Raw genomic sequence first — 12,174 nt, forward strand, 5'->3', positions numbered from 1 at the left:
GCGTCACAGGTTGATACCGCATTCCGTCTTGCCCATCCCGGCCCACCGGCCGCTGCGCGGGTCCTCGCCCGGTGCCACCGGCGAGGTGCACGGGGCACAGCCGATCGAGGGGTACCCGTCGTAGTGCAGCGGGTTCACCAGCACGCCGTTGTCCTCGATGTAGTTGTCCATGTCCTCGTCGGACCACGCGAGGATCGGATTGACCTTGACCATGCCCCTCTTGCGGTCCCACTCGACCACGCGGCGGTCCCGGCGGCTGGAGGTCTCGTCCCGCCGGATGCCGCTGAACCAGGCCATATAGCCCTCGAGGGCCCGGCCGAGCGGCTCCACCTTCCGAAGGTGGCAGCACAGGTCCGGGTTACGGCCGTGCAGCCGCGGGCCGAGGTCGCGGTTCTGCTCCTCGACCGTACGGCTCGGCGTCACGTTGATCACGTTCACCGGGTAGACGGCCTCGACGGCGTCGCGGGTTCCGATCGTCTCGGCGAAGTGATAGCCGGTGTCGACGAACAGCACGTCGATGCCCGGCTTTACCTTCGACACGAGATGGATCAGGGCGGCGTCGGACATCGACGAGGTGAGGCAGATGCGGTCGCCGAAGGTCGCGGCCGCCCAGCGGACGATCTCGAGGGCAGAGGCGCCCTCGAGCGCGTCCGCCGCCGAGTCGACCACGTCCTCAAGATCGAGTGTGGGCCGGACGATCTCCACGGTCACTTGCGCGCTCCGATCCCGAGGAACTTCAGCGTGAAGGCGCGCGCGCAGCCGCGGCAGTACCAGCCACCGTCACGCTCGTAAGGCTCGAGGTCCTCTTCGCCGCAGTAGGGGCAGTAGAAGGGTGCGGCTCGCTCACTCATTTCAGGTCCTCGTCGCCGGCCCGCTGGACCCACTGGGCGAAGGTCTCGTCCTCGGTGCGCTGCGCGTCGAATCTCCGTACGACCCGCTCGACGTAGTCGGTGAGACCCGCCGAGGTGGTCTTGAGGCCGCGCACCTTCTTGCCGAACGTGGCGCCGACCTGGCCGCCGAGGTGGACCTGGAAGCCCTCGACCTGCTCGCCGTTCTCGTCCATCACGAGCTGGCCCTTGAGCCCGATGTCGGCCACCTGGATCCGGGCGCACGCGTTCGGGCAGCCGTTGACGTTGATGGTCAGCGGCTCGGTGAAGTCCGGCAGCCGCCGCTCCAGCTCGTCGATGAGGTCCATCGCCCGCTGCTTGGTCTCGACGATGGCGAGCTTGCAGTACTCGATCCCGGTGCAGGCCATGGTCTGCCGCCGGAACGTGGACGGGCCGACCTGCAGGTCGTGCTTCTCCAACTCGTCGGCGAGGTCGTCGGCGCGGTCGGGCGGTACGTCCAGGATGACCAGCTTCTGCTCGGCGGTCGTACGGACCCGCCCGGAGCCGTACTCCTCGGCCAGGTCGCCGATGACGTGCAGCAGGTCGCCGCTGACCCGTCCCACCCGGGGCGCGAAGCCGACGTAGCGGTTGCCGTCCTTCTGCGGGTGGATGCCGACGTGGTCGCGGCGGGGGAGCGGCGCGGCCGGGGCGGGCCCGTCGGGCAGCGCGTAGCCGAGGTACTCCTTCTCGAGCACCTCGCGGAACTTCTCTGCTCCCCAGTCGTTCACGAGGAACTTGATCCGGGCGCGGTGCCGCAGCCGCCGGTAGCCGTAGTCGCGGAAGATCGAGATGATGCCGGCCCAGACCTCGTGGACCTGCTCGGGCTTGACGAAGGCGCCGAGGCGCTGGGCGAACATGGGGTTGGTCGACAGGCCGCCGCCGACGAAGGCGTCGTAGCCGACCTCGCCGTTCTCGTTCACCACGCCGACGAAGGCGACGTCGTTGATCTCGTGGACGGTGCAGTGCGCCGTGCAGCCCGAGATGGCGGACTTGAACTTGCGCGGCAGGTTGGAGAACAGCGGCGAGCCGATGTACCGGTCGTGGACGTCCTCGATCTGCGGGGTGCCATCGATGATCTCGTCCTCGGCGATACCGGCCAGCGGGCAGCCGAGGATCACGCGCGGGGTGTCGCCGCACGCCTCCATGGTGGAGAGCCCGACGGCCTCCAGCTCGGCCCAGATGGCGGGTACCGACTCGATCTCGATCCAGTGCAGCTGGATGTTCTGCCGGTCGGTCACGTCGGCGGTGCCACGGGCGTACTTGTTGGCGACGTTCGCGATGGCCCGCAGCCGGGCGGGGTCGAGCTGACCTCCGTCGATGCGGACGCGGAGCATGAAGTACCGGTCGTCGAGCTCCTCGGGTTCGAGGATCGCAGTCTTGCCGCCGTCGATCCCGGGCCGCCGCTGGGTGTATAGCCCGTGCCAGCGGAACCGGCCGCGAAGATCGGCGGGATCGATGGAGTCGAATCCGGTCTTGGAGTAGACGTCGATGATCCGCTGCCGGACGTTGAGCCCGTCGTCGTTCTTCTTGTTCTCTTCGTTCTTGTTGAGCGGCTCGCGGTAGCCGAGGGCCCACTGGCCCTCGCCACGCTTGCGCCTGGCGGCGGGACGTCTCGTAGGAACGGGACGATCGGATGGAGATGGCACGGCGCGCGTCCTCGTTTTGTGGGAGCGGCGCGTGGCGCGCTGGCTGACTCTGGTGCTCCACCGGGGCGACGGCGGGCGTTCATGCTGGGTGAGTCATGCGGAGACGCCGGCGGGCCACGCACCCTGAATGATCAAAGGGCGTGGGCGGGCGTCACAGACAGATCGCGCTGCGTACACGCAGCAAGTCGACATGGCGGCGCGTTACGAGCAACGGGTCCGCGGCAGCCATGTACCGACTGTGACACGCGCCATGGAGAATTGTCCAGCCGCGTCCGGCATACGGACGGGTGAGAGGCCTCACGTCGCGGACGGGAACAACGTGCCCTCTCACCCCTGCCTGCTCCAGTTGACCGGCGGCTCGGCCGCCTTCTCGGGGGACGTCCGATGCTGGCAGTCGCACCAGGAGCCACCACGGCATTCGTCGTGGTGACGCTCCCGGCACGCCTTGCAGATCACATTTCCATTGTCGTCCACGGCTCCGCCGCGTCGTCGCGCGCACGGGACCGGATCGGTCAGCGCGGGCGGCGCCTGGCCACCCGCAGCATGGTCGCGGCCACCATCAGCACACCGATGAGCATGAACCCGGTCTTGGCGGTCGACCGCCTGGATCTCTGGGCGCCGGGCTTGAGCTTGTCCGAATCTTTGGCGATCTTCATCGGTCTGCCGGTTTTCAGCGTCATAGCAGTGATGAGCGGGAGAATCATGGCGCTTCCTTGCGTCCAGGGCCGGATCGGCCGCACCGCGAACCTAGGCGGCGTTACTCATACGGTCGCGGAGCGGTCACGCGCTCTACCCACGGTGACCACCCCGTTGGAATCGGTAGTCTTCCCAGGTGCACCGAACCGCAATCTCACGGTGCGCATCCTTGACGCCACATTGAGTGACCAAGATTGCGTGAAACGGACCGCCGAAATGGCCAAGACGGTATGTTCCGCACGAGCGAGCCTCTACCGTAGAGCATCGTGACGACCGTCTCCGACGCTCCACGCGTCGCCGAAGCTCCCGCGCCGACGCGCGCCGCGGGGATTCGCGGGATTCGCGGCATCGCGTGGCTGCTGGTGCGCAACACCGCGGTCGCGGCGTTCCGCCACCGGGTGACCGGGCTCGCCGCCGAGGCCGCGTTCTTCGCGCTGCTCTCGATGCCGCCGCTGGTGCTGGGCCTGATCGGCACGATGGGGCACTTCCGGGGAGCCCTCGGCGAGCCCACCGTGCAAGAGATCCGCGCCTGGATGGTGGCGCAGGCCGAGACGGTGCTCACCGGCCCGGCGGTCACGACGGTGGTCGAACCGCTCATCGACGACGTCATCCACGGCGGCGGGGTCGACATCGTCTCGCTGAGCTTCCTGATCTCGCTGTGGGCCGGCTCCCGCGCGCTCAACGTCTACGTGGACACGATCACCATCGCCTACGGCCTGTCCGGCATCAGGGGCATCGTCAGGACCCGGCTGAGGGCGTTCTTCCTGTACCTCGTGGGCCTGCTGGTCATGCTGATCGTCATTCCGCTGCTCATGGCCGGCCCCGCGCTCGTGCGCAAGGCGTTGCCCGCAAGCACGGACGTCATCGCCCTGCTCTACTGGCCGGTGGTCGTCACGCTCTCGGTGCTGTTCCTCGCGACGCTCTACCACATGAGCGTTCCTGTGCGCACGGCCTGGTGGCGCGAGGTCCCCGGCGCGGTCGTCGCCCTCGGGATCTGGATCACCGGCAGCTTCCTGCTCCGGCTCTATCTGGCCGGTTCGCTGTCGGGCGTCTCAATCTACGGCTCCCTGGCCGCGTCCATCGCCATTCTCGGCTGGCTCTACGTCGCGGCGCTGGCGGTGCTGATCGGCGCGGCGCTCAACGCCGAGATCGACAAGATCTGGCCCAGCGCCGGCACCGCCCGTGCCCGCGCGATCCGCGCCGTGACCTGAGTCCGGCTCCGCGGCTCGTGCGCCGCCGCCCTGACCCGGTTATCATGAGGGCCCCGCGAACGCCGCGGCGCATGCCTGGAGAGAAGGAGGTGGGCCTGGATGGCTGTCTTTGCCGTGAACGCCCACCGACGTTCGATCCTCCAGGGTGCCCGTCTGAGCTGACGCCCGCGTCCGGGTCGGCCGCGCGATCTCTCGCGCCGCGCCGGGGCACCTGTATCCCGAAGGGTGCAGGTAGTGGTTTTCGAAGAACATTCTGCTTTCGATCTATTCGATCTCGGCTGGGACGACGGCTGGTCGGCCGCGTTCAGCGGCCGTGCGGCGGGCGACGGCCTGGTCGCCGCTCGTGTCGTGCGCGTCGACAAGGGCGCCTGCGACATCGTGTCCGCCGAGGGTGAGGCGCGCGCCCCGCTCGGCGGTGATCTGCGCCGGGCGGCGGCCGACGACCCGGTGGCCCGGCCCTGTGTCGGTGACTGGGTGGTCGTCCGGCGTCAGCCGGACGGCGGGCTTCTGATCGAGGCGGTGCTGCCGCGGCGCACCGCGATCGTCCGCGGCGGAGTCGCGCGGGAGTCGCGCGGGGGGCTGTCCGCCGACTCCCGCGGCCAGGTGCTAGCGGCCAACATCGACGTCGTCTACGTCGTCGAACCGGCGGCGCACGAGCCGGGGGAGGACAGTGCCGATCTCGGCCGCATCGAACGGCTGCTCACGCTCGCCTGGGAGAGCGGGGCCCGGCCGGTGGTCCTCGTCACCAAGGCCGATCTGGCCGGCGACCTGCCGGCACTGCTCGATCGCGTGGCCGAGGCGGCCCCGGGCGCCGACGTCCACGCCGTGTCCTCACTGGCCGGCAGCGGGCTCGAGTCCGTGCGGCTTGGGCGAGGCCGTACGGCGGTATTGCTCGGGCCGTCCGGAGCGGGCAAGTCGACGCTCGTCAACGCGCTCGCGGACGCCGACCTGATGGCCACGCAGCAGGTGCGCGCCTCCGACGGCCGGGGTCGGCACACGACCACCCACAGGGAGCTGCTGGTACTCCCCGGGAACGGCCTGGTGATCGACACTCCGGGGTTGCGCCGGGTCGGGCTGTACGACGCCGACGCGGGCCTGTCCCAGACGTTCTCCGACATCGAGGAGCTCGCCGAGGACTGCCGGTTCTCCGACTGCGCCCATGGCGCCGAGCCGGACTGCGCGGTGCGGGCGGCGGTCGAGTCGGGCGACCTGCCGCGCCGGCGGCTGGACAGCTGGAACAAACTGCGCCGTGAGGCGGCCTGGATGGCCGGCCGTACCGACGCCCGGCTCCGGGCGGAACAGACCCGGCACTGGAAGATCATTCACAAGGAGATGCGGAGGTCGGGCCGCAACCGGCCCTGATCACCCGGCTACGCGGTCGCGGGGTCGTGGCGGCGCACCGCCACGACCCCGCGTCGCCCCCGCGTCCCCCGCGCCGACCGGACCCGCCGGCGGGAGTCCGCCGCGCCAGAACGGGTAGGGATCGACCGAGAGGTGATCCCGGTGCCCCTGACCTCCCCCGACCTCAGCGGGGGCGTGCGGCTGCCGTTCACCGACCGGGCCGAGGCCGGCCGGCTGCTCGCCGAACGGCTGGTGCCGCTGTGCCTTGAGGACCCGCTGGTCCTCGCGCTGCCTCGCGGCGGCGTACCGGTGGCCTTCGAGGTGGCCGCGCGGCTGACCGACGCCGGCGCCAAGGCGGAACTCGAGGTCCTGGTCACCCGCAAGATCGGTTATCCGTTCCAGCCGGAGCTGGGCGTGGGCGCGATCGCCGAGGGCGGTGATCCGGTGTTCGACGATGCTCTGCTCGACCGGCTGAGCCTGACCCCGGAGGACCTGGCGGACACGGTGTGGCGCGAGCGGGCGGAACTGGAGCGGCGGGTGGACGTCTACCGTGGCCGGCGGAGCCTGCCGCAGGCCCAGGGCCGGGCCGTGGTGCTGGTGGACGATGGGCTCGCCACCGGGGGCACCGCCCGGGCGGCGTTGCGGGCGGTGCGGCGCCTCGACCCGGCGCGGCTGGTGCTGGCGGTGCCCGTGGGGGCGGGCCGGACGGTCCGCGCGCTGGAGGAGGAGGCCGACGAGGTCGTGGTCCTCGCCGTCCCACGGTCGTTCTACGCGGTCGGGCAGTTCTACCACCATTTCGAGCAGCTCACGGACGAGGACGTCATCTCGTTGCTGGCCGGCTCGAGATCGTGATCATGATTGCGATGTGCCGATATGTGGGGATGGAGATCCTGATTGCGGGAACACAAACGGCCCCGCCGCCGGGAAGCACGGGGCCGTAGCGTTCGTCTGCCGGGGGGCGCGTCTAAGCGGCGTTTGCGCGGCGCATGCGGCGGCGGCGCTCGGAAGCGCGCTCGTCTTCGTTCAAGCCGCCCCACGTGCCGTACTTCTCGGGCCGGGAGACAGCGTAGTCAAGGCACTCCGTGCGTACCGGGCAGCCCATACAGACCTGCTTGGCCTTACGCTCGCGAATCTCGCGCTCGGGCTGACGTTCACCGTCGGGGCCGAAGAAGAGCACGAGGTCTTCCCCCCGGCACGCGGCGGCGTCCTGCCAGCCCCAGCTGGGACGGGGAAGGTTAGCCTGCCGACGTACCTGAGCCATGGAACACTCACCTCGTTGGTTTTGCTGAACAATTTCGGACATGGACGTTGGAAGTACTTTGGGAAGTGCCGAAAGTTCCAACGTCTCAACGTGCCGCTCTGTTCCCTATACTGGGACCGCACGGCACGGCTACCCGCGAATGGGGCCTCGGAGAGGCTACACGAGCGTTGCCTCGTTGAGAAGGGTCAGGGCCTCAAGAACGTATGTGTCGAGGTTCTCCTCGCACAGCGGACCGCACGGGTCCGTACCCGCCGAGTGCTCGATCATCACCCGGTAACGTCGGCCGGCGGCGGTGACCATCGCCTCGTAGGGGGAGTTTCCGCTGAGGGACTCCACTCGCACGGCCTCGACGCCCAGAATACCCGAGTCGAGACGCACGTAGTGCTCGGCCGCCTGCGCTGGCTCGGGCAGGCCCGCGCGGCCGCGCAGCCGGTCGAGGACGACCTCGCCGCGCAGATAGGCCTCGACGGCCGTCACCGCCTCGGGAACGCCCAGGTTGCCGTAGTAGAGCCCGTGCGGCAGGCACACCAGGTTGGCCGCGAAGCGGTCGCCGCCGACATGGGTGGTCTCCCACACGGCGTCGCCGAAGCGCGCCCGCAGCTCACGCGCAAGTGGCGCCCCGGTACGGGCGCAGCAGGCGTTGCGGCGCCCGTGGGTGCACACCAGCAGGAGCGGCCCGGCGACCGGATCGCCGAACCCGGGGCGGACCCCGGACGCCAGCCCGGCCAGATCGAGCTCACCCAGCTCGGCCGGGTCGGTCAGTTCGCGGCCCTCCAGCCAGACCGTGTCCGCCGGTGCGCCGTCGGTGGCACAGTGGCCGGCGTAGACCCAGAGCGGCGGGGTCTGGCGGCGCCGCCCGGAGCGCCGGATGAACTGGCAGCGAATGCCGAGCCGCTCGGCGGCCTCGATGGTCCGCGCGATGGGGTCGGGCACGTCCATCGTCTCGGTGTACTCGGGCCACGGCCCCGGATGCTCGATCGCCAGCCAGGCGCGGGCCTTGACGGAGGCGCTGGCCATGCAGGGAAGCGCACCCGTGTGGCTGCCGGGGCAGTGCTCGCACCCGTCGCCACGTGAGGAATCCGCCAAGGGGTCCGTCCCCGCCTTCCCGCTCCATTGCCAGGACTTAGGTGAGACTAACCTTACTTAAATCCGTCCGGCCATGGCACGTGAGGTAGGTCACGCCCCAGAAGTCACGCGGGCATCATCCGCTCTGCCGTACGTGAAAACGTCGGTGACTCAGTACGTCAGTGCACGGGCGGCCGCGGGCAGGGCGGCCGCGCGGTCGGCCGTCACGAGGCCGATCCGGGTCCGCCGGTCGAGCAGGTCGGCCTCGTCGATCGCCCCCTCGTGGCGGACGGCCCACACGAGCTCGGCGCCGGTCACGGGCAGACCCGGCGCCACCGGTTCCAGCAGCGCCGGGTCTTCCCGGCCGAGGGCCGCGACCGCGGCGGCCTCGGTGCCGTATCGGCGGACCAGCCGGCGTGGGGCGTCGACGGCCGACAGCGCGCGCCGGTCGGCGGCGCCGACCAGCGGCAGCCGGCCGGTACGGCACGCGCTCGCGCCCAGCGCGTCCGCCACCGCGTCCACGGCGTCCTGCGCGACCCGGCGGTAGGTCGTCAACTTGCCGCCGACCACGGTGATCACGCCGTCCGGCGAGGTATGGACGGCATGGCGCCTGGAAAGGTCCGACGTGCGGCCGGGCCCGCCGCGGCGGTCGTCGTCCAGCAGCGGCCGCAGCCCGGCGAACGCGCCGATCACCTGGTCGCGGCGCACCGGGACGTCCAGTGCCGAGCCCAGCACGTCGAGCAGGAACCCGATCTCACCCTCGGTCGGCTCGGGAACGTCCGGGATGGGCCCGTCGGCGGGTTCGTCGGTGAGCCCCACGTAGACCCGTCCGTCGTCCTGCGGGAGCACCAGCAGGAACCGGTTGGGCTCGCCCGGGACCGGCACGTACAGACCCGCCGCCGGCCCCCCCGGTCCCGGGCCCGGCCCGGCGGCGCCGCCCAGGCTCTCGGCCCGCAGCACCAGGTGGGTCCCGCGGGACGGGCGCAGCCGTACGCCCTCGGCGAGCCGCCCGGCCCACACCCCGGCCGCGTTGATCACGCTCCGCGCGCGGATCGTCAGCTCCTCACCGGTCAGCTCGTCGCGTACCCGCGCGCCGTCACCGGCCAGCGACAGCGCGCGGCAGCGGGTCAGGACGCGGGCTCCGTGCGCGGCGGCGGTACGGGCCGTCGCGGTCACCAGCCGGGCGTCGTCACAGACCTGGCCGTCCCAGGAGAGCAGCCCTCCGCGCAAGCCGTGCGAGCGCAGCCCCGGCGCCAGGAGCAGCGTCTCGGCCCGCGACAGCCGCCGTGCCCTGGGCAGGGTGTCCCGGCCGGTACCCGCCGCGCGCCGCAGAAGATCTCCGGCGGCCAGGCCTGCGCGGGTCACGGCCGCCTGGGAGGGCGGGACGAGAGGCGTGAGCGGCAGCACGAACGGCAGCGCCCGCACCAGATGCGGCGCAGTGCGCTCCATGAGCACGCCCCGCTCGACGGCGCTCTCTCGGGCGATGCCGAGCTGCCCGGAGGCGAGGTAGCGAAGCCCGCCGTGGATCAGTTTGGAGCTCCAGCGGGAGGTGCCGAAGGCGAGATCACAGGCGTCGATGGCCGCGACGGACAGGCCCCGCGCGGCCGCGTCGAGCGCGGCGCCCGCGCCGGTCGCGCCGAGCCCGACGATCAGGACGTCGACGCGCAGCCCGTCCAGCTCCGCGAGTTCCCGCGCCCTGCGCTCGCGGTTGAGCGAGGCGCTCCCGGTACCGGTGGTGGTCATGGTGCCAGCGCCCTGTCCAGCAGGTGGCGGAGCTCCTCGTCGAAGGCGGCCGTGCCGAGATCCGGGTCGGAATCGCTGGTCATGGTCCGCAACGACAGCGTGAAGGCCTGGACGACGAGCAGGACAGCGCGTGCCTGGCGGGCCGGATGGCCGGGGCGGATGGTGCCGTCCTCGTGACCCGCGCGCAGCCCGGCCTCGAAGAACTCCAGGAAGCGCTGCTGGCTGGCCCCGCACCGATCGAGCAGGTACGTGAGCAGCAGCTCGGGGTCGACATCGATGATCTTGCGCATCAGCGGGTGCTCGCGGAACGCCCGTGCGCCGGTGACGAGGCTCTCCACCATCGCCTCGCGGGCGGGCCGGCCGTCGCCCGGAGGGGTGACCGAGGTGGCGAGCGCGATCCACTCCCGCGTCATGAGATCGCCGACCAGGGTCCGCACGTCCGGCCAGCGGCGATAGAGGGTCATGCGCGACACCCCGGCGCGGCGGGCGACGTCGGTCAGGGTGGTCCGGCGCACGCCCACATCGAGCACGCTGTCGCGCGCGGCGTCGAGTACGGCGTCGTGGTCGATTCTCTTGTGACGATTAGACGTCATATGTCACAGTGTAAGTCAAGCCCGGATCGGCCGGGCGGCCACGGAAGGGTGTCCCGGTGGACATGCTCTGGAGCGGCTGGGGAGATCCCGCCAGGGCCACGCCGCTGCCGGCCGCGGCGGTGGAGCTCCTGCGCGATCTCCTCGGTGTGCGGCCGCCCAAGGTGCCGCCGGTGGCCCTGGAGTCGATCGAGGTGCCGCCCTCGCGGCTGCCCGGCGCCGCGGCCGACGCGCTCGCCGGCGTGGTGGGTGCCGGCGGGTTGCGCACCGACGCCGAGACCCGGATCCGGCACACGCGCGGCAAGTCGACCCCCGACCTGCTCCGCGTCCGGGCCGGCGACGTCTCCGACGCCCCCGACGCGGTCGTCCTGCCGGGCACGCACGAAGAGGTACTCGGCGTCCTCGGGGTGTGCGCCGAGCACCTGGTCACGGTGATCCCCTTCGGGGGCGGCACCTCGGTCGTCGGCGGGCTCGCGCCGCCCCGCGCCGGCTCGGGCTCATCGCGCGCCGGTGACCGGCCGCGCATCGCGCTCGACCTGCGCAGGCTCGACCGGCTGCTCGCCGTCGACCCGCTCTCGCGCACCGCGACCCTGCAGCCGGGGCTGCGCGCCCCCCGCGCGGAGGAACTGCTGCGCGAGCACGGCCTCACCCTCGGCCACTACCCCCAGTCGTACGAATGGGCCACGGTGGGCGGGTTCGCCGCGGCCCGCTCCAGCGGACAGGCCTCGACCGGGTACGGCAGGTTCGACGACATGGTGGTCGCGCTGACGGTCGCGACCCCCGAGGGCACCCTCGAGCTGGGCAGAGCGCCGAAGTCGGCCGCGGGGCCGGACCTGCGCCAGCTGGTCCTCGGCTCTGAGGGCGCCTTCGGCGTCATCACCTCGGTGACGGTACGGGTGCGACCAGCGCCCGAGACCGCCGTCTACGACGGCTGGCGGTTCCCGGCCTTCGCGGAGGGCACCGCCGCCCTGCGCACGCTCGCGCAGGACGGCCCTCTGCCCACGGTCCTGCGGCTGGCCGACGAGACCGAGACGATGGTCGGGCTCGCCCGTGCGCACGAGTCCGGCGGGCCGGCCGCCGGCCCGGAGGCCGGGGGCTGCCTGGCGATCGTCGGCTTCGAGGGGGTAGCGGGCGACGTCGCGTCCCGGCGGGCCGCGGCCGGGGCCGTGCTGCGGACCTTCGGGGGCGAGCCGCTCGGCGGGGGGCCGGGGGAGAGCTGGGCACGGGGCCGGTTCGCCGCCCCCTACCTGCGGGACGCCCTGCTCGACGTGGGCGCGTTCGCCGAGACCCTGGAGACCGCGGCGTTCTGGTCGGGGATCCCGGCGCTCTACGCCGCCGTGCGCGAAGCGCTCACCGGTTCCCTCGCGCCCGCTGCCGGAGCCGGCCCGCACGGTACGGGACACGGGGCGGGACGGCCCCTCGTGATGTGCCACATCTCGCACGTCTATCCGGCCGGCGCGTCCCTTTACTTCACCGTGCTGTCCGCGGGGGGCGACGACGCCGTGGCGCGATGGGCGCGCGCCAAGGGGGCCGTCAACGACGCGATCATCGCTGCCGGAGGCACGATCAGCCACCATCACGGCGTCGGCACCGATCATCGTGACTGGTACGCCAGAGAGATCGGGCCGCTCGGCGTCGAGGTGCTGCGGGCCGTCAAGGACCGGCTCGACCCGGCCGGGATCCTCAACCCCGGCGTCCTCGTCCCCGACCACCCGCCCGCCCCGGGACGGTGAC

At 71.8% G+C, this 12,174-nt stretch carries 13 protein-coding genes; 5 read left to right on the forward strand and 8 right to left on the reverse strand.

Annotated features, from left to right (window positions below; genetic code table 11):
- Positions 1 to 3 precede the first annotated feature (3 nt).
- From HKK74_RS33075 to HKK74_RS42050, 4 genes are all read right to left on the reverse strand, one after another.
- Positions 4 to 711 carry a phosphoadenylyl-sulfate reductase gene (locus HKK74_RS33075; RefSeq protein ID WP_187247338.1) on the reverse strand — a complete coding sequence of 236 codons (708 nt, stop codon included), beginning with the start codon at positions 709 to 711 and terminating at the stop codon, positions 4 to 6.
- On the reverse strand, positions 708 to 851 hold the full coding sequence (locus HKK74_RS33080) for an Insertion element protein (RefSeq protein WP_187247339.1): 144 nt from the start codon (positions 849 to 851) through the stop codon (positions 708 to 710). Before HKK74_RS33080 ends, HKK74_RS33075 begins: the two co-directional genes overlap by 4 nt.
- Complete coding sequence (locus tag HKK74_RS33085) at positions 848 to 2,533, reverse strand: nitrite/sulfite reductase (protein ID WP_187247340.1); 1,686 nt, start codon at positions 2,531 to 2,533, stop codon at positions 848 to 850. The genes HKK74_RS33080 and HKK74_RS33085 overlap by 4 nt, the downstream gene beginning before the upstream one ends.
- A 151-nt stretch (positions 2,534 to 2,684) precedes the next feature.
- Complete coding sequence (locus HKK74_RS42050) at positions 2,685 to 2,951, reverse strand: putative leader peptide (protein WP_376771578.1); 267 nt, start codon at positions 2,949 to 2,951, stop codon at positions 2,685 to 2,687.
- Here HKK74_RS42050 and HKK74_RS33090 point away from each other — a divergent pair.
- The 4 genes from HKK74_RS33090 (at position 2,918) to HKK74_RS33105 (ending at position 6,633) form a co-directional block, all read left to right on the forward strand.
- On the forward strand, positions 2,918 to 3,499 hold the full coding sequence (locus HKK74_RS33090; RefSeq protein ID WP_187247341.1) for a hypothetical protein: 582 nt from the start codon (positions 2,918 to 2,920) through the stop codon (positions 3,497 to 3,499). The genes HKK74_RS42050 and HKK74_RS33090 overlap by 34 nt on opposite strands.
- A complete protein-coding gene (locus HKK74_RS33095; RefSeq protein WP_312882026.1) occupies positions 3,496 to 4,440 on the forward strand; it encodes a YihY/virulence factor BrkB family protein in 945 nt (314 codons plus the stop codon). Before HKK74_RS33090 ends, HKK74_RS33095 begins: the two co-directional genes overlap by 4 nt.
- A gap of 234 nt (positions 4,441 to 4,674) precedes the next feature.
- Entirely contained in the window at positions 4,675 to 5,802 is a 1,128-nt protein-coding gene (gene rsgA, locus HKK74_RS33100) for a ribosome small subunit-dependent GTPase A (protein ID WP_187247342.1), read from the forward strand.
- Positions 5,803 to 5,943: 141 nt separating this feature from the next.
- Positions 5,944 to 6,633: a phosphoribosyltransferase gene (locus tag HKK74_RS33105; RefSeq protein WP_312882027.1), complete on the forward strand. Its 690-nt coding sequence runs from the start codon at positions 5,944 to 5,946 to the stop codon at positions 6,631 to 6,633.
- A gap of 112 nt (positions 6,634 to 6,745) precedes the next feature.
- On the opposite strand, the gene HKK74_RS33110 is transcribed toward HKK74_RS33105, so the two are convergent.
- The 4 genes from HKK74_RS33110 to HKK74_RS33125 all read right to left on the reverse strand — a co-directional run bounded on the left by HKK74_RS33110 (position 6,746) and on the right by HKK74_RS33125 (position 10,443).
- Complete coding sequence (locus HKK74_RS33110) at positions 6,746 to 7,042, reverse strand: WhiB family transcriptional regulator (protein ID WP_187247343.1); 297 nt, start codon at positions 7,040 to 7,042, stop codon at positions 6,746 to 6,748.
- Between the two features lie 156 nt (positions 7,043 to 7,198).
- Positions 7,199 to 8,059 carry a ferredoxin family protein gene (locus HKK74_RS33115; RefSeq protein WP_187247344.1) on the reverse strand — a complete coding sequence of 287 codons (861 nt, stop codon included), beginning with the start codon at positions 8,057 to 8,059 and terminating at the stop codon, positions 7,199 to 7,201.
- Positions 8,060 to 8,278: 219 nt separating this feature from the next.
- Complete coding sequence (locus HKK74_RS33120; RefSeq protein WP_187247345.1) at positions 8,279 to 9,850, reverse strand: glycerol-3-phosphate dehydrogenase/oxidase; 1,572 nt, start codon at positions 9,848 to 9,850, stop codon at positions 8,279 to 8,281.
- Positions 9,847 to 10,443, reverse strand: a complete 597-nt coding sequence (locus HKK74_RS33125) for a TetR/AcrR family transcriptional regulator (RefSeq protein ID WP_187247346.1) — start codon at positions 10,441 to 10,443, stop codon at positions 9,847 to 9,849. Before HKK74_RS33125 ends, HKK74_RS33120 begins: the two co-directional genes overlap by 4 nt.
- A gap of 62 nt (positions 10,444 to 10,505) precedes the next feature.
- On the opposite strand from HKK74_RS33125, the gene HKK74_RS33130 reads away from it, so the two are divergent.
- Complete coding sequence (locus HKK74_RS33130) at positions 10,506 to 12,173, forward strand: FAD-binding oxidoreductase (RefSeq protein WP_187247382.1); 1,668 nt, start codon at positions 10,506 to 10,508, stop codon at positions 12,171 to 12,173.
- Position 12,174 lies beyond the last annotated feature (1 nt).

This window comes from Actinomadura alba (genome assembly GCF_014323705.1).
Classification (GTDB): Bacteria; Actinomycetota; Actinomycetes; order Streptosporangiales; family Streptosporangiaceae; genus Actinomadura_C; species Actinomadura_C alba.